This is a genomic window from Saliphagus infecundisoli (assembly GCF_020177375.1).
GTDB lineage: Archaea > Halobacteriota > Halobacteria > Halobacteriales > Natrialbaceae > Saliphagus > Saliphagus infecundisoli.
Genome location: NZ_JAIWHV010000003.1, coordinates 13,103 through 33,120 on the forward strand (window position 1 = coordinate 13,103; position 20,018 = coordinate 33,120).

The 20,018-nt window shown below is 66.6% G+C and carries 11 protein-coding genes; all 11 read left to right on the plus strand.

Features of this window, described 5'->3' with window-relative positions; genetic code table 11:
* Positions 1 to 154 precede the first annotated feature (154 nt).
* The 11 genes from LCF40_RS07320 (at position 155) to LCF40_RS07370 (ending at position 19,953) form a co-directional block, all read left to right on the plus strand.
* On the plus strand, positions 155 to 928 hold the full coding sequence (locus tag LCF40_RS07320) for an IclR family transcriptional regulator (RefSeq protein ID WP_224827938.1): 774 nt from the start codon (positions 155 to 157) through the stop codon (positions 926 to 928).
* A 212-nt stretch (positions 929 to 1,140) separates the two neighbouring features.
* Positions 1,141 to 2,235 carry a HEAT repeat domain-containing protein gene (locus LCF40_RS07325; RefSeq protein ID WP_224827939.1) on the plus strand — a complete coding sequence of 365 codons (1,095 nt, stop codon included), beginning with the start codon at positions 1,141 to 1,143 and terminating at the stop codon, positions 2,233 to 2,235.
* 77 nt (positions 2,236 to 2,312) lie between these two features.
* Positions 2,313 to 4,484: an ABC transporter ATP-binding protein gene (locus LCF40_RS07330; RefSeq protein WP_224827940.1), complete on the plus strand. Its 2,172-nt coding sequence runs from the start codon at positions 2,313 to 2,315 to the stop codon at positions 4,482 to 4,484.
* A gap of 32 nt (positions 4,485 to 4,516) precedes the next feature.
* Entirely contained in the window at positions 4,517 to 4,741 is a 225-nt protein-coding gene (locus LCF40_RS07335) for a hypothetical protein (RefSeq protein WP_224827941.1), read from the plus strand.
* A gap of 44 nt (positions 4,742 to 4,785) precedes the next feature.
* Complete coding sequence (locus tag LCF40_RS07340; RefSeq protein WP_224827942.1) at positions 4,786 to 5,871, plus strand: ABC transporter permease; 1,086 nt, start codon at positions 4,786 to 4,788, stop codon at positions 5,869 to 5,871.
* Positions 5,858 to 6,970 (plus strand): ABC transporter permease, encoded by a 1,113-nt coding sequence (locus tag LCF40_RS07345; RefSeq protein WP_224827943.1) that lies wholly within the window; start codon positions 5,858 to 5,860, stop codon positions 6,968 to 6,970. Before LCF40_RS07340 ends, LCF40_RS07345 begins: the two co-directional genes overlap by 14 nt.
* Before the next feature lie 113 nt (positions 6,971 to 7,083).
* Entirely contained in the window at positions 7,084 to 7,344 is a 261-nt protein-coding gene (locus LCF40_RS07350) for a hypothetical protein (protein ID WP_224827944.1), read from the plus strand.
* A 119-nt stretch (positions 7,345 to 7,463) separates the two neighbouring features.
* A complete protein-coding gene (locus tag LCF40_RS07355) occupies positions 7,464 to 9,449 on the plus strand; it encodes an ABC transporter substrate-binding protein (RefSeq protein ID WP_224827945.1) in 1,986 nt (661 codons plus the stop codon).
* Positions 9,450 to 9,527: 78 nt separating this feature from the next.
* Positions 9,528 to 11,249: a family 20 glycosylhydrolase gene (locus LCF40_RS07360; protein ID WP_224827946.1), complete on the plus strand. Its 1,722-nt coding sequence runs from the start codon at positions 9,528 to 9,530 to the stop codon at positions 11,247 to 11,249.
* A gap of 317 nt (positions 11,250 to 11,566) precedes the next feature.
* Positions 11,567 to 15,520 (plus strand): heparinase II/III domain-containing protein, encoded by a 3,954-nt coding sequence (locus LCF40_RS07365; RefSeq protein WP_224827947.1) that lies wholly within the window; start codon positions 11,567 to 11,569, stop codon positions 15,518 to 15,520.
* 182 nt (positions 15,521 to 15,702) lie between these two features.
* Positions 15,703 to 19,953, plus strand: a complete 4,251-nt coding sequence (locus tag LCF40_RS07370; protein ID WP_224827948.1) for a PKD domain-containing protein — start codon at positions 15,703 to 15,705, stop codon at positions 19,951 to 19,953.
* Positions 19,954 to 20,018: the final 65 nt, after the last annotated feature.

Here is a 20,018-nt window from a genome sequence, read left to right on the forward strand (position 1 = left end):
TCAACGTTGCAGTAGCGGTACCGGCGGTCCGAGCGATGCGACCGACTCCTCGACCGTCGGTGATTCCCCCGACGGGTGTTGTCACTCGAACGAACGTTCCTCGTGACCGAACCGACCCGATAGCTATAGGGTCCTGGATTGGAATGCGAGGGACATGACCAGCGCGCGCGGAACCGGGCCCGATACGGGGATCAAGTCGACGGACACGCTGATCTCCATCCTCGAGGTCCTGCAGAGCCGCGACGGCGCGGGCGTCACCGAGATCGCCGAGGAGCTCGACCGCTCGAAGAGCACCGTCCACAGCCACCTCCAGTCGCTGCGGGCCCACCGCTGTATCCGGAAGGACGGAACGACCTACCGGCTCGGGCTGCGATTCCTGAGCTTCGGCGGCCACGCCTGCAACCGGACGGGGCTCCTCGAGATCGTCAGGCCCGAAGTCGACGGCTTGGTCGAGGAGACCGGCGAGACCGCCCAGATGGTCGTCGAGGAACACGGCCGCGGGATCTACGTCTGCCAGAGCCGGGGCGCCGAGGCAGTCAGGACCGACTCCCACGTCGGCACCGAGGTCGGCCTCCACTGTACGGCCGTCGGAAAGGCGATCCTCGCCCACCTCCCCGAGGACCGGGTCCGGGAGATCGCCGACCGCCACGGACTTCCCCCGAGGACCGATGAAACGGTCACGGATCTCGACGAACTGTTCGCTGCTCTCGAACGAGTTCGCGAGCGGGGGTACGCGATCGACGACGGCGAACGGATCCCCGGGATCAGGTGCGTCGCAGCGCCGGTCCGGACCGACGACGGCGTGATCGGCGCGCTCAGCGTCAACGGGCCGACGAAGCGCCTCGAGGGCGAGTATTTCCGGGAGAAACTCCCGTCGCTCGTCGGCCGGGCGGCCAGGGTCGTCGAGATCAACGCGACCTACGCCTGAGACGGATCGCCGTACCGATCCACCGACGCTCGGCGTGGCCGAACCGATACTCGTTACGGTTGCATTGGGATTTACGGACGTACGATTGTAACGTATCGGTGGTCAGGCGACGAACAACTGTTCGATGACAGGGGACGAAGCGACGGACGGAGGATCGTCCGCCGCTCGAGGGGCGCCAGCTATAAGCCGCGACGGGCGAACCCGACGGATACATGCCCCTCTCCCCAGACGAACCGGAGGCGTCAGTGCTCTGCGAGCGGGCCCAGCGGGAGCCGGAATCGGTGGCGGTCGCGGCCGTCGTCGACCACCTCGTCTTCGGCGATCGGGCGACCCGGCGGACGGCCCTCGAGGCCTACGAAACGCTCGTCGAGCGCCGTCCGGGAGCGGTCGAGGACGCTGCGACCCGGCTCGCCGAACATCTCGCCGCCGACGACTGGGGTGCCCGGCGTCGGGCGGCGCTGACGGTCCGGGCGCTCGTCGAGCCCGCCCCGGAGGCGGTCGAGGGGGTCGTCCCCGAACTCCGGGCGCTCGGAGATTCCAGGAAACCCGGCCGCGAGGCGGCGGTCGACGCCCTCGCGGGGCTCGCCCTGGAGCGTCCGGAGGCGGCGGTTCCCGCGGTCGAGGTCCTCGCCGCGATCTGTCACGAGCCGGTCGAGCCCGTAGAGGGCGGGCAGCGAGTCGGTCCGGCGCGGGCGTCGGGAGGCGGCCCGTTGGCTCCGGAACGCGAGCGCCGCGACCGGGTCCGGGTCCGCGCGATCGCGGGACTCACCCGGATCGCCGCCGTCGAACCGGCGGCGATGGAGCCGGTCGTCGCCGGCGTCGGCGACCTCCTCTCGGACGACCACAACCTCGTCCGGGCGGCGGCCTGCGAGGTCTTCGAGGCCGTCGCGACGACGTTCCCCGACGAGGTGGCGGCCGTCGCCGACGCCCTCGCCGAGCGGGCCGGCTCCGACCCCGAGCAGCCGGTTCCCTGGCGGGCGGCCGACGCACTCGTCGCCCTCGCGGCCGTTCGTCCCGCGCGGGTCGGTCGCGCGGTCGCGCCGGTCGCCGCCGACCTCTCGCGCTTTCTCGACTCCCGAGAGGCCGACCGGCGCCGGACGGGGACGACGCTGGCCGTCGCCGCCGCGGCCGTCCGGCCGACCGCCATCGAGCCCGCCGGAGCGCTCCTCGAGGAGCGCCTCGCCGACGAGGACGACGTGAGGACGCATGCGGCGACCGCGCTCGCGCTCTCGGGCGTCGGGAGGGCGCGGGCACTGCGGGCCGTTCTGGCCGGGGGCGTCGACCGATCGGGGGGCACGGACGGCTGACCGCCGCCGGAGGAGCGCCGCGCGGCAAGGTTTATGTATGCGATCTCCGAACAGGACTCCAGAACGACGCCACGCAAATGACACGGAGCCTATCCGACCACGAGATCCGCGGCGATCCGGAGTCGATCCTCGAGGTGTCCGACCTCGACGTCACCTTCGACATGGACCGGGGGGAGTCGAAGGTCCTGGACGGGGTGAGCTTCGAGGTCCACCGCGACGAGATGCTCGGGATCGTCGGCGAGTCCGGCTCGGGGAAGTCGATGTTCGCCTCCGCGCTGCTCAACGCCGTCGTCGACCCCGGGCGGGCCTCCGGGGAGGTGATCTACGACGATCCCGACGCGGGACCCGTCGACGTCCTCTCGCTGTCGGAAGACCAGCTCGAGTCGTTCCGGTGGGAGGAGGTCGCGATGGTGTTCCAGGGCGCGATGAGCTCGTTCAACCCGACGATGAAGATCGACGAGCACTTCGAGGAAACGATCCAGGCCCACGGGGAGCCGATGGACGACCGGATGGCCCACGCCCGCGAGCTCCTCTCGAACCTCTATCTCGACCCCGACCGGGTGCTCGGCTCGTATCCCCACGAGCTCTCGGGGGGGATGAAACAGCGCGCGCTGATCGCGCTCTCGCTCGTGCTCGACCCGGAGGTGCTCGTGATGGACGAGCCGACCGCCGCCCTGGACCTCCTGATGCAGCGCTCCATCATGAACCTGCTCGACAACCTCCAGGAGGAGTACGACCTCACCATCGTCTTCATCACCCACGACCTCCCGCTGGTCGCGGGCCTGGCCGACCGGCTGGCGGTGATGTACGCCTTCGAGTTCGTCGAGTATGGGCCAAGCGAGGAGGTCATCCGGGACGCAGCCCACCCCTACACGCGGGCGCTGTTGAAATCGGTTCCGAGCGTCGACGCCGCCTTAGAGGACATGAACCCCATCGAGGGCGAGAGCCCCGATCCCGTGGACACGCCCGCCGGCTGTTCGTACCACCCGCGGTGTCCGCTGGCCGACGAGCAGTGCGTCGCCGAGGACCCCGACTACCACGACGTCGGCGAGGACCGGGGAGCCGCCTGTTTCCACTGGGAGCGGTCCTCGGAGGCCGTCGAGTACAAACTCGGCGTCGATCCGGTCGTGCCCGACGAGCCCTCGCGGGCCGTCCGCGGGGACGAGGAGACCGTGGTCTCCCTCGAGGACCTCGAGGTCCACTTCGACCAGTCGGGGTTCATCGATCGCCTGTTCGATCAGGACGCGACCGTCCGGGCGGTCGACGGCGTCGACTTGGAGATTGCCGAGAACGAGGTGGTCGCGCTGGTCGGCGAGAGCGGCTGCGGGAAGACCACGCTCGGCAAGACCGCGATCGGACTCCAGGAGCCGACCGCGGGGACGGTCCGGTACCGGGGTCACGACGTCTGGGAGGCAAAGCGCGGCGAGGGCGAGATCGACCACGACCGGATCCGGCGGGCCCTCCAGATCGTCCACCAGGACCCCGGGAGCTCGCTCAACCCGACCCGCACAGTCAGAACGAGCCTCGCGGCCCCGCTGAAGCGCTGGCGGTCGGACCTGAACTCCAGCGACCGGGAGACGGTGGTCCACAACCTCCTGGAGCGAGTGGGGATGAAACCCGCCGAGGACTACGCGCTCCGTTTCCCCCACCAGCTGTCGGGCGGCGAGAAACAGCGGGTCGTGCTCCTGCGGGCCCTGCTGATGAGTCCGGACCTCATCCTCGCCGACGAGGCCGTCTCGGCCCTGGACGTCTCCCTGCGCGTCGAGATGATGGAACTCATGCTCAGCCTCCAGGAGCTGTTCGACACCTCCTATCTGTTCATCTCCCACGACTTCGCGAACGCCCGCTACCTCGCCGAGGAGTCCGGCGGCCGGATCGGGATCATGTACCTCGGAAACGTAGTCGAGATCGGCCCCGCCGAGGAGATCATCCACGACCCGAAACACCCCTACACGAAGGTCCTTCGGTGGGCGACGCCGCCGCTCGATCCCGACGCGGCTCAGGAGGCCCGGGAGACCGAGCCGCCGATCCGCGAGATCGACATCCCCGACCCGACCGATCCCCCGAGCGGCTGTCCGTTCCACACCCGCTGTCCGGAGGCCCGGGAGGTCTGTCGGGAGCGCGAGCCGGAGCTGACGGCCAGCGAGGGCGAGGCGTCGCTGGCGGCCTGCTTCCGTGAGGACGAGGACCACGCCTACTGGGAGAGCGAACCGATCGTCGAGGGAAGCTCCGGCGAGAACGCCTCCTAAAGGTTTTTCCCGGTCGGGACCGCCCCTCCCGTATGGCCGGCAAGTACGACAAGAGCTACGTCGACCATCTCTGTGACCACGAGCAGGGGTGGCGCCTGCTGTTTACGTTCTCGGTCGGCTTCCTCGCGCTGTCGGTCCTCTGGTTTCTCTCCGTCGAGCCCGGCTCCCCGACGTACGTCGTCACGATCATGAACCTCGTCGGGTTGAGCGGGCTCGCGATCCTGAGCGGGTTCGTGCTCTCGCGGTGTCGGCGGTAACGGAGTAAACTATATGATGGCCGAGACGCCATCCAGTACCATCAATGAGCGAGTACGTCGGGAGAGCGAGGGAGGGGGTCGCCGCCACCCTCGGATTCCTCGCCGGGTTCGACTACTACTGGCGGAAGATCGGACACGCGTTCGTGACGCTGATCAGCGTGACGACGATCACGTTCGCGCTCTTCCGGCTGATGCCGGGGAACCCGGCCCAGGCGATGCGCGCACAGTTCGAGTCCCAGCTCGAGGGCTCCGGGCAGGCCGCGGATCCGGAGGTCCTCGATCAGATGGTACAGGTCCACACCGGGTTCGACCCGAGCCAGCCGATCTACATGCAGTACTTCGAGTACGTCCGGGACATCGTCCTCTACCAGGACTTCGGTCAGTCGATCCAGTACGGCGATCCGGTGTTCGACATCCTGTTTCGGGCGATGCCGTGGTCGGTGTTCATCAGCGTCTACGGGCTCGCGCTTGGCTACTCGACGAACATCCTGCTGGGCGCGGCGATGGCCTACAAGGAGGGGTCGCGGTTCGACGGCACGATGACCGTCGTCGCCACCTTCCTGAACTCGATTCCCTACTACGTCGGCGCGCTGCTCTTTCTGGCCTTTTTCGCACACGACCTGGGCTGGTTCCCCAGCGGCGGCCGGTACGACACGAGCATCGAGGCGGGGCTCAACCCAGCGTTCATGGCGAGCATCGTCCACCACGGGGCCCTGCCGATCATGTCGAGTTTCATCGTCGGCTTCGGCGGCGGCGCACTCGCCATGCGGGGCAACTCCGTGCGGATCCTGGGCGCCGACTACCTCCGGGTCGCCCGCCTCCGGGGAATCGGCTCGGTCCGGATCGCAACCCGCTACGTCGCCCGCAACGCGATCCTTCCCCTCTACACCCAGATGATGATCGGCATCGCCGCGGTGTTTTCGAGCAGCGTCGTCCTCGAGTACATCTTCACCTACCCCGGCGTGGGATGGTACACGTTCGACGCGATCAACATGCGCGATTACCCGCTGTTGATGGGGTCGTTCCTATTTTTCACCATCGTCACGCTGATCGGGATCCTGCTCGCGGAGTTTACCTACGGCATCGTCGACCCCCGTGCGGGGTCGGGAGGCGAGAATGAGTCCTACTGACGAGTCCTCGACGGACGGCGGCGTACAGCTCAGCGATGACCAGCTATTCGGCCAGCTTGCCGACTCCGACAGCGTCGAGCTCTCGGGGCGCGAACGCCTTGCCCGGATCCTCGACGCCTACGTGCTCGCGCCGGGACGCGTCGCGTGGAACGACTGGCGGACCCGGCTTGGCATCCTCATCATCGCGCTGTTCGTCCTCGCCGGGACGGTCGGGCCGCGGGTGATCGAGGCGCCCGCGACGAACCAGGCGCCGACGAACCACCCGCCATTCGAGGGCGGGTTCGGAGCGATCACCGAGGACGGCGGCTGGATCGACCTCGTACAGATCTCGGTCGGGAGCGTCTCGCTGCCGTGGCTGTCCTTCGAGTTCCCGCTCGGCGCCGACAACTACGGCTCGCCGATCGGTCGACAGCTCGTCCACGCGACGCCGGACATGCTCGAGATGGTCGTCGCGGGCGCGATCGTCTCCGTCGGGTTCGCGACGATCATCGGCGTCACGGCGGGCTACAAGGGCGGCCGGACCGACTCGTTTCTGATGTATATCACCGACATCGTGATGACGATGCCGGGGCTCCCGCTGGTCATCGTGATCGCGGCGATCTACCCGCCCCGACAGGCGTGGCTGGTCGGGGTCATCCTCGCGATCGACGCCTGGCCGGGACTGGCACGCGCGTTGCGCTCGCAGGTGCTGACGCTCCGCGAGGAGTCCTACGTCGAGGCCTCGCGGACGATGGGGCTCCCCTCGCGGACGATCCTCTCGCGGGACGTCATCCCGCAGTTGATGCCCTACGTCCTGATCAACGCGGCCCAGGCCGGGCGGAAGGTGATCTTCGAGTCCGTCGCGCTCTATTTCCTGGGCGTGTTGCCCTTCACGACGGCCAACTGGGGGATCATGATGGACACCGCCTACAGCGAGGCGTTCGCGCTGGTCGATCTGGGCAACTTCTACCAGCTCCTCTGGCCGATGAGCGCGATCGTCATCATCTCGTTTGGGTTCATCCTGTTCTCCCAGGGGATGGACCGGGTGTTCAACCCCCGCATCCGGGCGCGCCACACGAAGAAGGTCGGCGGCGGCGACGAGCAGCCGCCCACCGAGTGAGAGGTCCGCGGAGGATTTCGGCCGCGCTCGCGTCCACTGGTCCGGGTTCGACGGGATGGGAGCCAGTGGCAACGTTTATGTGGTGGTCCCGCGAGACGTCTCCCAGAGGGGCCATGGCATCAGCAACCGACGAGGACGCGAGCCCGCGGTGGCGGTTCCTGTATCGAGAGCTCAAGGCGCTTCGAGGGTCGCTCCTGTTGTCGACCGTCGCCATCGGCGTCGTCCTGCTGGGCGTCGCGGTCGTCTTCGAGAGCGGCCTCACGATCACGCGCAATGACGGCGTTCTCGCGGGGATGCTCGGCGTGTTCGGCATCTCGGCGATCCTCGTCGGCGGGACGTTCTACCTGCTTCTCAAGGCGATCCACCGGAGTTGAAATCACGGCGGCTCGTCGCTTCCGGAAGCGAGCACGGGCCACGGTCGCCCCGGCAGTCGTGATGTCCCCTCGTGACGACCGGTAGTTATTTGTGATAGTGGTCGATATACTCGTATGGTATGGCAAATCCTGACAGGTATGATGCGATCGAGTCCGCGGAGGAGTTCCTCTCCCGGCGGCGGATGTTGGCGGCGACGGCGGCCGCGGTCGGTTCCGGGTTCGCCGGCTGTCTCGGGGGCGACGGTGGGAACGGAAACGGGAACGGAAACGGAAACGGGAACGGAAACGGAAACGGGAACGACAGCGGAAACGGGAACGACAGCGGGAACGGAAACGGGAATGGAAACGGCAACGGCAACGATAGTGGCAACGGGAATGGAAACGGGAACGGTGGGTCGGGTGACGATACCACCATCACCACGTTCATGCAGTCGATTCCCAGTGAGATGAACTTCAACACGTGGGCGCCCAGCTATCCCTGGACGCCCACGTGGCTTCTCTTGGAACCGGTTATCCGATACTACGCCGATGGTTCCGTCAGCCTCGAGATGATCGAGGACTGGGACTACGATGGCGACAGCCAAGAAGTGACGGTTCACTTCAACGATGAGTTTACGTGGTGGAACGGCGACCAGGTAAACGCTGCCGACAAGTACTGGTACGAGGAGACTGCTCGTCTCCTCAATCCCGAGTCGAGCGACATCGCACAGCTCACACTCGAAAACGACGGCCAGACGCTCGTTCGCGAGTACAAGAACCAGCAGAATCCGCAACTGCTCGAGTATGCGCTCGGCGGCTACCTCGGTGAGATGATGCGGACCCACCGAGACAGCTTCCGGCCGTGGGCCGAGGAACTCCAAGATGCCTCGAGTGGCGAAGAACGCACGGGGATCCAGGAGCGCATGGCAGAGGAAATGCCGCTCAACATCCAGACCGTCATGGAGGACGGCCTCGGCAACGGTCCGTTCCGAATCGTCGACTACAATGAACAGGGGATCTACTGCGAACTCCACGACGGTCATCCCTACTCCGACCAGATCAACATCGACCGGCTCGACTATGAGCTTGCGGCCGACGAGGCCGTTGCCCAGAACATCATGGGCGGCGAGTACGACTTCGGCTATTCGACGCTGGCGAACTGGCTTGGCGACAGCACTCCGGATAACGCCGAGACGATAGCCGAGTACCAGGACACGTTCATGCGGAAGCTCGAGTTCCAGATGCAGGGGCCTGGATCGAAACACACCCGGAACCTGAACTTCCGGCGCGCGGTCATCCACGCCCTCAGCCTCGAGAACATCTCCGGGAACGAATCGAGCGAAACTACGCCCCGGACGTTACAGACCGGTATTACCGAAAATGTCACCAACGAGTGGCTCGGCGATTACGTGAGCGACTTTATCGAGTATCCCGTCCAAGCCGACGAGAGTGGCGCGGCGGAACTGCTTCAGGAGGAGGGCTATGAACAGGATGGGGACGCCTGGCTCGGGCCCGATGGGGAGCAGGTTTCCCTGGAGTTCGTGATCCCCCAGCGGGAGTCGAACCCTGCTCGGACGATCACCGACCAACTTTCGCAGTTTGGGTTCGAAGTGAACCTGAGTTCTCTCGAGGGTGCCGCATACAATGATCGGACCGAGGACAGCATCGACTTTGACCTGTCAATCTTTAGTCACGGATCGCTGGCCGCACACCCGTCTTCGTTCTTCCGGCCGACCCATAAGGCCGGCAACGATCTGGGCGAACAAGCTGTCATCGTGGACGCGATTGAGAACGGCGAGGAACGGTCGCCGTACAACGGGAAGGAGCTCGTCGTCGAGATTCCAGAAGAGGTCGGCCAGGAAGATCTTTCGGGATCTACCCAAGAGATTAATCTCTACGATCACTACCAAGAGTGGAGTACTGCCCAATCCGATGAAGAGAACCTGCAGTTCGCCGAGACGTTCAGTTGGCTCTGGAACTTCTATCTTCCCGGGATCGACATGTACGAGCAAATCAACGGCTCGTGGGGAAAGACCGACGAGTGGGAGTTCGAGGTCAACCAGGATTGGGAGGCCTACCGGGGCGCCTACCGTGCCGTAAAGCGCGGGCTCATCTCGCCCCAGTAGCCAGCGGTTCCGGGTCGAAGTCCCGCCGTCTTCCCCCTCGGGAAAACGGTTAAGCCGGTCGGTTCCCTCGCCGATACCATGACCGAACCGCCCGTACTGCCGAGGCCGCGCCACGTTCGGAAGGGGTCGGGAACCGTCCGGCTCGAGCCGCCGTTCCGTATCTCCTCGAGCGGTGACGACGTCGATCCGGTCGCATCGCTTCTCGGGGACCTCCTCGAGCGGGAGACGACCGAACCCGCGCGCCGGGTCGAAGCGGGGACTGAGGGCGCCGACGTCCGACTGGAGATCACCGGGGAGCCAAGCGAGCGGGGCGACGATCCGGAGGGGTACGTCCTCCGTGCGGACCCCGACGCCGTCGAGATCCGGGCGGCGACGGCGGACGGAGTCCGCCACGGCTGCCGGTCGCTCGTGACGGCGCTCGCCCGGGACGGGGAGGAGTGGACGTTTCCGGTGTGTACGATCCACGACCGGCCGGAGACCGACTGGCGGGGGCTCATGCTCGATCCCGCACGCGGGTTCCTGTCGGTCGAACGGGTGAAGCTGCGGATCGACCAGGCCGCCAGGGCGAAGCTGAACCGGCTCCACCTCCACCTGCTCGACGACGAGGGGTACGCCCTCGAGTCCGCGGCCTACCCGGAGCTGAACCGGGATCTCGACGGAACCGAGCGGCCGGCGTACTCGCGGGACGACCTCGCGGAACTGGTCGCGTACGCGGGTCGGCGCGGGATCGAGATCGTGCCCGAGATCGACGTCCCCGCCCACGCAGCGCACGTCCTCGAGCGGTTTCCGGAACTGGGGTGTACGGTCGAGGGCGGCGCCCCCTCCGACCGGACGATCTGTATCGGAAGCGAGGAGAGCCGCGAGTTCGTCGAGACCCTCCTGGGGGAGGTGGTCGAGGCGTTTCCCTTCGGGGTCGTCCACATCGGGGGAGACGAGTGGGAGATGCACGGCCACTCCTGGGAGGAGTGTGTCGACTGCCGGGAGCGGATGGCCGCCGAGGGCTCGGAGACGCCGACCGAACACTTCTATGCGTTCGTCCGCCGGCTCCACAGCTTTCTAGAGGAACACGATCGCCGGACGATGCTCTGGAACGACCAGATCGACGTCTCGGAGTCGCCCGACCTCCCGCGGGACGTCCTGATCCAGTTCTGGCGCGTCGCCGCCCCCGACCGCGGGCCCGTCGAGGGCTGTAGCATGGAGCGGTTCGTCGAGGAAGGGTTCGAGGTGGTCAACTCCTACGTCCACGCGGCCTACGTCAGGGGGTGGATCGGGGAGGAGTACATGCTCGGCTGGGCGCCCCGGCGCCGGCCGACCGCCCCCGAGGGACGCGAATCCCGCGTCGCCGGGGGCGAACTCGCCGCCTGGGAACCCTCGAGCGAGGAGCGCCGGGAGTACTTCGAGCGGGCGCTCCCGTCGGCGATCCCCCTGTTCGCCGACCGGCTCTGGAACCCCGATCCCGTCGAGAGCGGGTCCGCGATTTCCCGGGCCGTGACCCGTCACGCACTGGGCCCGTTCGTCCCCGACGGGCTCGATGTCTACCGGGATCTCGGCGGGCTGATCCTCCCGACGAACTGGAAGCGCTCGGACCCAGACCCGCCGGCCCACCCGGATCGGTCGCTGCCGGAACTGTCACCCACTGAAGCCCGATCGGCCTACGAAGAAACGATCGGGGCGCTGACCGCCCTATGTGAGTCGGGGCGTGCGATCTATCCGGAGACCGCATCGGCCTACGTCGATTCCCTCGAGTGGCTGATCGAAGTCGCCGAGCGCGACGGCCGGGGCGTGCTCGACCGGCCCTGATACTGCTGGCTGTAACTACGTCAAGGGGCTCGCCAATACGGGGTGGCGAGAACCCTGAAGGACATATAGTCGGTCGTATGAGAACCTCCCCCAGCATCCCAGTCCTCGCTTCGATCCCGAACCAGTCGGCTCTCGCGGTGGACCGAACCGGCAGCCGCGACCTCCGATCCGGGGATCGGCGGGACTGGCGGCGGCGTTCGTCGCGGGTACTCTCCCGGTGCCGACCGTGGATCGAACTCGACCGCCACGCGCTCAGCCCGTGTTGACTGTGGTTATTTCCGAAAGGTATATTGTGGGTGAGATTATCTTGCAGGTATATGACGGGTACCGATCCCGATCGGAACGATAGCGAACGGGCCGACGAACGAGCGAGAGCGGTCACTGATCGCCGCTTCCGTCCTGGCGTGTCGCGTCGGGCGGTACTGGCGACGGCCGGCATGAGCGCAATCGGCGGGATGCTCTCTGCCGGAACGGCCGTGGGCGACGACCACAACGCGCTCCACGCGAAGACCCGGCCGACGATCTGGACCGAGAGCGACCGGGAGAACGCCCGAACGAACGTCGGGCGCTACGACTGGGCCGAAAACAGGCGGGATTCGGCGGTCGCGACGGCGGACCGACGGCTCTCTCGCATCAGCGAGCTGTTCGGCTCGGACGCGGCGAGCCCGGATTTAGAGAGCCTCTGGCGGTTCGTCACCTCCCAGGAGATCCCCCGCGGGGGCGGGTTCAGCCCACAGCGGGATCTGTTGGAGTCCGCCGGGGAGAGTTCGGCGGCCGTCGCCGGGCTCTCCGCCGACGACCGGTCCAGAGGGGATCGGGACCCGCCGGCGAACGACTTCGAAGCCTACCAGCGCTACGGCTCCGACTACTTCCTGATCGACGACGAGCGCCCGGGGACGGGAGAGGACAGGGAGGTCGGCGAAAGCCGTGGATCGGTCGGAATCAACGCGGAGGACTCGCCGAACACCGACCGGATCTGGAAGGTCGAGACGCCGGTCTCCGACCCCCACGGCGAGGGGAACCTGGTCCTCCCGACGAACGACTTCGAGGCCTACAGGCAGAGCGGGCTCGACGACCTGGGCATGTTCGATCCCGACCTCGCGGACGACTCGCTGCTGGTCAACGAGGAACACCCCGAGATGGGCGAGGGCTGGGGCGTAGACGATGGCTACGGCTGGGTCGACGAGGACAACGACCTGGGGATCGCAAACGAGGAGTACCTCCGGTGGAACGTCGTCGCCTACTACAACCACTGGTCGATCTGGCACCACAGCAGCGGCATCCCCAGCCTCCTCGCGGGGCTGACCGACGCCTACTTGCTGACGGGCGATCGGACGTATGCCCGTGCGGGGACCGTCGTCCTCGACCGGATCGCCGACGTCTATCCCGGGATGGACCTCACGGAGTACCCGATGACGCCGCCCGGGGAGTGGACCGACGGCTTCTGGAACAGCCACGGCGGGCGGATGACCGGCAAGACCGTCGGCGCGTTCTGGGAGTCGAACGTCATGCGGCCGGTGATCCGGGCGTACGACGCCTTCTTCCCGGCGATGGAGGGCGACGACGAACTCGTCTCCTTCCTCTACGGCAAGACCCAGGAGTTCCCCGGACTCCCCGAGAAGGACTCGATCGAGAAGATCCGAAAGAACATCGAGGACGGCATCCTCAGAGAGATCCTCCCGGCGATGGAGGCCTCGAACATGAAAAGCGGCGGACTGAGCGCGCTGGTCCAGGCCGCTCGCGTCCTCGACGAGCCCGACGGCTACACCCAGGAGGCCATCGAGTGGGTGTTCCAGCCCGGCCGGGAGATCTTCGACGGCGACGTCTGGGACGCCGAACCCGAGAACTGGTATACGACCGGCGGGAACGTCCTCGCGCCGATGGTCGACGTCTGGGACCGGGACGGCTACAACAACAGGGCGGGACCGGGCTACAACACCATCCAGATAAGCGGCACCCGGCAGGTCGCCGACTACCTCCAGGGGTACGACGGGTTCGACGGCGCCGACCTCTACGGCCACCCGAAGCTGCTCCAGTCGCTCGACGTGAACGTCCCGTTGCTCCTCATCGATCGATTCACCCCACAGATCGGCGACCAGCACGGCCCCTACACCTCCGAGTGGATCCCGACGAGCATCCGGGAGGGCTACCGGGAGACGGGCGAGTCCCTGTTCGCCCAGGTGTGGCACTTCGACGAGGGGTACACGACCGACGGCATCCAGGGCTCGATCTTCGACGCCGATCCGGAGGGCCTCGGCGACGAGATCGACTCGATCATCGAGGCCGAGGGACCGCTCGACCTCCCGAGTCGAAACCTTCCCGGCTACGGGTTCGCCGCGCTGAAAGACGGCGAGAACCACGACGTCGGTACGCCCGAGTGGGAGTACGACACCTCCGAACTGTTCGTCAAGGCCTCGACGGAGGTAGACGACAGCTTCCCCGAGGCCATACAGCTCCAGGCCTACGGGGAACGCGAGTGGTGGACCTTCGAGTTCGACGTCGAGGAGGCGGGGAGCTACGATCTCGACCTGGAGGCGCTGTTCGTGGGCACCTACGGCATCTACGAGATGAGCGTCAACGGCGACTCCGTCGATACGATCGACTTCATGGCCGACGGCAGCGGCCGGGAGGTCCTGACGTACACCCTCGAACTTCCCGAGGGAACCAACGAACTGCGCTTCGACTGCGTGGGCAAGAACGACGACTCGGACAACTACCTGATGGCGCTCTACTCGCTGACGGTCACCGAGGAGCAAGAGGACGTCGGTGATCTGGGCAACGAGAAGCGGGCGTTCTGGATGTACTACGGCCGGACCGGATCCGAGGCCGGCGGCAACGACCACAACCACGCCGACGCGTTGAACGTCGGGGTCGCGGCCCACGACCTCGAACTCTCGCCTGACCTCGGCTATCCGGAGGCGACCGGAAGCTGGCCCAAACGCCGGAACTGGACCGAGAACACGATCAGTCACAACACCGTCACGGTGGACGTCTCCCAGCAGGACGCCCAGTGGGTCGGAACGCCCCGACACTTCGAGGGTGACGACGAGCGGGTGAACCTGATCGACGTCGACGCCCGCCACGCCTACGAGCAGTGTGAGACCTACCGGCGGACGATGGCGACGATCGAAGTGGACGAACGCCACTCCTACGCGGTCGACTTCTTCCGGGTCGCCGGCGGCGACGACCACGTCTTCAGCTTCCACGGACAGGTCGGGGAGGCGACCGCTGAGGGCGTCGATCTCACGCCCCAGGACGGCGGCACCTACGCCGGCGAGGACGTCCCGAAACCGGGGTACGGCGAGGATTCGGACTACAATCAGGCGGTCGGCAGCGGCTTCAACTACCTCACGAACGTCGCTCGCGACGACGACCCCGCCGAGGCGGTGACGGTCGACTGGGACGTCGAGGACTACTGGGACCACCGCTCCGACGACGCCGAGGGCGTCCACATGCGTCTGACGACCTTCGGGGAGTTCGACGAGGTCGCGCTGGCCGACGGCCATCCGCCGGATCGGGACGGCAATCCCGACAGCCTGCGGTACGCCCTCCTACGCCGACAGGGAAGCGACCTCGAGAGCGACTTCGTCTCCGCGATCGAACACTACGACGGTGACCGGGTCGTCGAATCGGTCGAGCGCGTCCCGGTCACCGGCGGCGACGGGAACGCCATCAAGGTCGAACTTGCGAACGGTCGCACCGACTACGTGGTCTGCTCGTTCGAGGGAGATACGATGTTGACCGTGGACGACGAGTTCCAGTTCCGGGGCTTCTTCGGCGTCTACTCGCTCGAGGACGACGAGTCGGAGTACGCCTACGTCCACGACGGCAGGCGTATCCGGCCGATGAACGGCGCGCCGATCGTCCAGGCGAACGCGCCCGCGATCCGGGGCACCGTCGAGGACTTCACTCGGGGAATGGCCCTCGAAAACGAGTTGGAGATACGGATCGCCGGGGACCGTCGCCACGTCGATCGCCACACTGGCTTCGTCTACGTCGACACCGACGACTCGAACCCTTGGCAGGGCCAGCCCGATCCGAAGGACCCGATCACCGGAAACGGACAGCGTGGGCGTGGAAACGGGGTGTATCCGATCGAGGACGTCGAGGTCGGACGGGGGAACCGCGCGACCATCGACGTCGGTCGCCGGACGTTCGTCCGCCAGTTCACCGATCCCATGGAACTCGAAGAGGGCGGCTACGAGTACATGGTCTCCGAGGACGACGACGTCCGGATCCCGCTGACCGCGGTGTGGAAGCGGGATCGATAGAACCGGGGGAAAGCCATCGCCCCGCCGGTCGCAGTGCAGTCTCGCTATCGATCGGTACGTGGCTTTTCTTGACTCGCCGACCGTCCGTTCGGACCGACAGTCAGGTTCGTGTATTATCCCTGTTGGATCGAAATTGATAATATCCAGAAGAAATATCTTTCGGAAAGATAGTGTGGTTACTGATGGCGTCCGACAATCATCGAGAGGACGGCGACTGGTCCCGCGAGGAACTGTGTTCGGTGATCGACCGCGTCCGAGGGTTCGACGTCTCGCGGCGGTCGATGCTCGCGACGACCGGGGCGGGGATCCTCGGCGGGCTGGTGTCCCAGACCGGGGCCGCCGCCGAGGAGGACGGGTACCACCGCAAGACCCGACCGACGATGTGGACCGAAGGGGATCGCACGAACGCCCAGGAGAACATCGATCGCTACGACTGGGCGGAGAACAGACGCAACAGCGCAGTCCAGGGGGCGGAGGGACGTCTAGAGGCGTACGACCGCGACCTCGACGAAATGTGGAGTCTGGTTACCGCCCAGGACGTCCCCCGTGCCGGCGGCATCGCCGCCGAGCGAAACGTCCTGGGGGGGATCAGTAGCCCGGGAACCGACCGTCCGTGGAAGATCGAGACGACGGTCTCCGATCCCCACGGCGATGGGAACCTGGTCCTCCCGACGAACGACTTCGGAGCCTATCGCGAGAGCGGACTGGACGACCGAGGCATGTTCGATCCCGACCTCGCGGACGACTCGCTGCTGGTCAACGAGGAACACCCCGAGATGGGCGAGGGCTGGGGCGTAGACGACGGCTGGGGATGGATCGATGGAGAGGACGACCTCGGTCTGGGCGAGGGCAACCGCTGGAACCTCGTCGCCTACTACAACCACTGGTTCGTCTGGCGACCCGGCGGAATCAGGCGGATCCTGGCGTCATTGTCCGACGGCTACCTGCTCGCCGAGGATCCCGAGTACGCGATCGCCGGGCTGGTACTGTTGGACCGCATCGCCGACGTCTACCCCGAGATGACGATCGCGGACTACCAGCAGAACGCCGACGGCTTCTGGAACAATCACGGCGGCCGACAGACCGGGCGGATCATCGGCTCCCACTGGGAGGGCAATCTGGCTCGCAACCTGCTCGTCGCCTACGACGCGTTCTTCCCCGCCCTGGACGACCAGGACGTTGCGGACGCGGTGGTCGAGTTCCTCGACGGAAAAACCCAGGAGTATCCCGGACTGGAGGGCAAGGACTCAGTCGAGGCGGTCCGGGAGAACATCGAGGAGAACTACGTCCGGGAGATGCTTCCCGCGGCCAAGGACTCACAGATGGCTCCCGGACGGGGACAGCTCTCGGCGGTCGCGATCTCGGCGCGGGTCCAGGACGACACGCGCGAGGGCGGCTACACCCGCGAGGCCCTCGAGTGGGTGTTCCAGCCCGGCGAGGAGGTCTTCGACGGCGACGTCTGGAACGAGGAGCCCGAGAACTGGTATACGACGGGCGGGAACGTGCTGGCCCCGATCGTCGACGAGGCCGACCGGGACGGTTACTGGCACGAGGGAGCACTCGGCTACAACCGGATCCGGATGTCCTCGATCCGCCAGGTCGCCGAGAACCTACAGGGGTACGACGGGTTCGACGGCGCGAACCTCTACCAGCACCCGAAGTTCCAGAACGCCCTGAAGATCAACGCCGACCTACTCCTGCTCGACTCGTTCTCGCCCGCGCTCGGCGACACCCACTACCCGTCGGGGACCGAGTGGAGCACGAGCGCCATCGAGGCCGGCTACGAGGTGACGGGCGACCCGGAGTTCGCCCAGTTGTGGCACTACTCGAACGGCTACTCGACGGCGGGGATGCGGGGCTCGATCTACGACGCCGAACCCGAGGGCCTCGCCGACGAGATCCAGTCGGTCATCGACGCCGAGGGTCCCCTCGACGTCCCGAGCCAGAACCTCGCGGGCTTCGGCTTCGCGGCGCTGCGCGACGGGGAGAACTACACTGCCGGCTCGTTCGGCGTGACCTACGACACCTCCGAACTGTTCGCCGACGCCTCCGCGGCGACCGATGACAGCTTCGACGAGGCCATCCAGTTCGAGGCCGAGGAGGCGGGCGAGTGGTGGACCTTCGAGTTCGACGTCGAGGAGGCAGGCGAGTACGAACTCGAGATCGAAGCGCTGTTCGTCGATACGTACGGGATCTACGACCTCTTCATCGAGGGCGAACACGTCGACACGATCGATTTCATGGCCGACGGCAGCGGCCGGGAGGTCCTGACGTACGTCCGGGAACTCCCCGAGGGGACCACCACGATGCGTTGGGAGTGTATCGGCCAGAACGACGACGCGGGCGGCTACAGCATGGCGCTGTACTACCTGACGCTGCTCGACGAACGGGAGCGAGAGCGCAAGGAGAAGGTCACCCTCGGGAACGTCAAGCGCGCGGTCTGGATGTACTACGGCCGCAACGGCGTCGAGGGCGGAGGCACCTCACACGCCCACCGGGACACGCTCCAGATCGGCGTCGCGGCCCACGAGATGGACCTCGCCCGGGACGTCGGGTATCCGGCCGAAACCGGGGCCCATCCCCCGAGCCGGATGTTCACCGACAACACGATTAGCCACAACACCGTGATGGTCGACGAACGCGGCCAGAAACACCACTGGGTCGGCAATCCCCGCCACTTCGAGGGCGACGACGAGCGGGTCGACCTGATCGACGTCGAGGCGCCACACTGTTACGACGCCACGGAGGAGTACCGCCGGACGACCGCCCTGATCACCGTCGGCCAGGAACGCTCCTACGCGGTCGACTTCTTCGACGTCGCCGGCGGAGACCACCACCGGTACGGCTTCCACGCGACGAAAGCCGAGGTCACGACTGCGGGACTCGATCTCGAGGCCCAGGAGGGCGGCACGCTCGCCGGCCCGGACGTTCCCTACGGCGACGACGACTACGACAGCGAGCGGGATCCCCGCTCTGTGGGCTCGGGGATGAACTACTTCGATAACGTCGAGCGCGACGACGATCCGTCGGAGAAGGTCACCGTCGACTGGGACGTCGAGGACCACTACAACTTCCGGGACGACGACGCCGAGGGCGTCCACCTCCGGCTGACCAGCATCGGCGAGTTCGACGAGGTCGCCCTCGCCGACGCCCATCCCCCCGACAGCAGCGGCGGGTCCGCGCCAGAGGACGATCTGAGATACGCCTTCCTCGACCGGAGCGGATCGGACCTTGAGACAACGTTCACGTCCGTGATCGAGCACTACGAGGGCGACCGCGTCGTCGAGTCGATCGAGGAGGCCGACGTGACCGGCGGCGAGGGCCACGCCCTCAAAATCGAACTCTCGAACGGGCGCACGGACTACGTGGTCCGCTCGCTCGATGGCGACGCGACGCTCACCGTCGACGACACGTTCCAGTTTTCGGGCTTCTTCGGCCTCTATTCGGTCGAAGAGGGCGAGTCCGAGTACGCCTACGTCCACGACGGAACCCGACTCCAGCCCACGGCCGACGGCGAGTTGATCGGAGAGAACACGAACGCGGTCCGCGGAACCGTCGAGGACTTCACGAGGGGGATGACCCTCGACAACGAACTCGACGTCCGGGCCGGCGGCGACCGCCGTCACGTCGATCGCCACACCGGCTTCGTCTACGTCGACAACGACGACACCAGCCCCTACCACGAGAACTCGGATCCGAAAGAACGCATCGACGAGCGCGACCAGCGCGGCCGGGGCAACGGCGCCTACCCGATCGACGGGATCGAGTCCAGCGGAAACACCCTCGCGTTCGACGTCGGGACGAAGACGTTCACCCGGGACTTCGTCGATCCCGAACAGTTGGAGGACGGCGGCTACCACTACGTCATAAGCGAGGGCGACGACGTCCGGGTTCCGCTCGCGGCCTCGTGGTCGCCCGGCGGCGAGCGGCCGCCGGTCGCCGAGGTGCTCGAGGTTCGCCAGGAACACTGGCTCGCCAACCGGGAATACATCCTCGAGATCGTCGGCGACGACCTCTGGGCGGCCGACTGGGAGTTCGGCGACGACACCCGCGCCTCGGGCCACTACGTCCGTCACACCTACGAGGAGGACGGGACGTACGAGGTCACGCTCACTGCCACGATCGACGGCGAGGAGTACACGTACAAGGAGACGATCGATGCCGAGGGCGGACCGAACGACGGCGACGACGGCCCGCCCGCAGAGGAGGTCTACGACGTCCGCCGGGAGGACTGGCTCGGAGAGCGCGAGTACGTCTTCGAGATCGTCGGCGACGACGTCTGGGACGCCGACTGGGAGTTCGGTGACGGGAGCGAGACCTCCGGACACTACCTCCGACACACCTACGAGGAGGCTGGAACGTACGAGTTCACCCTGCTCGCGACGATCGGCGGGGAGGAGTACGTCTACGCCGATACCGTCGAGGTCGAGTAGATCGGCGTCCCCTCCGGGGCCTTCGAACGGGCACCAGACGTAAGGCGGAATCCGTCGTAGCCGGC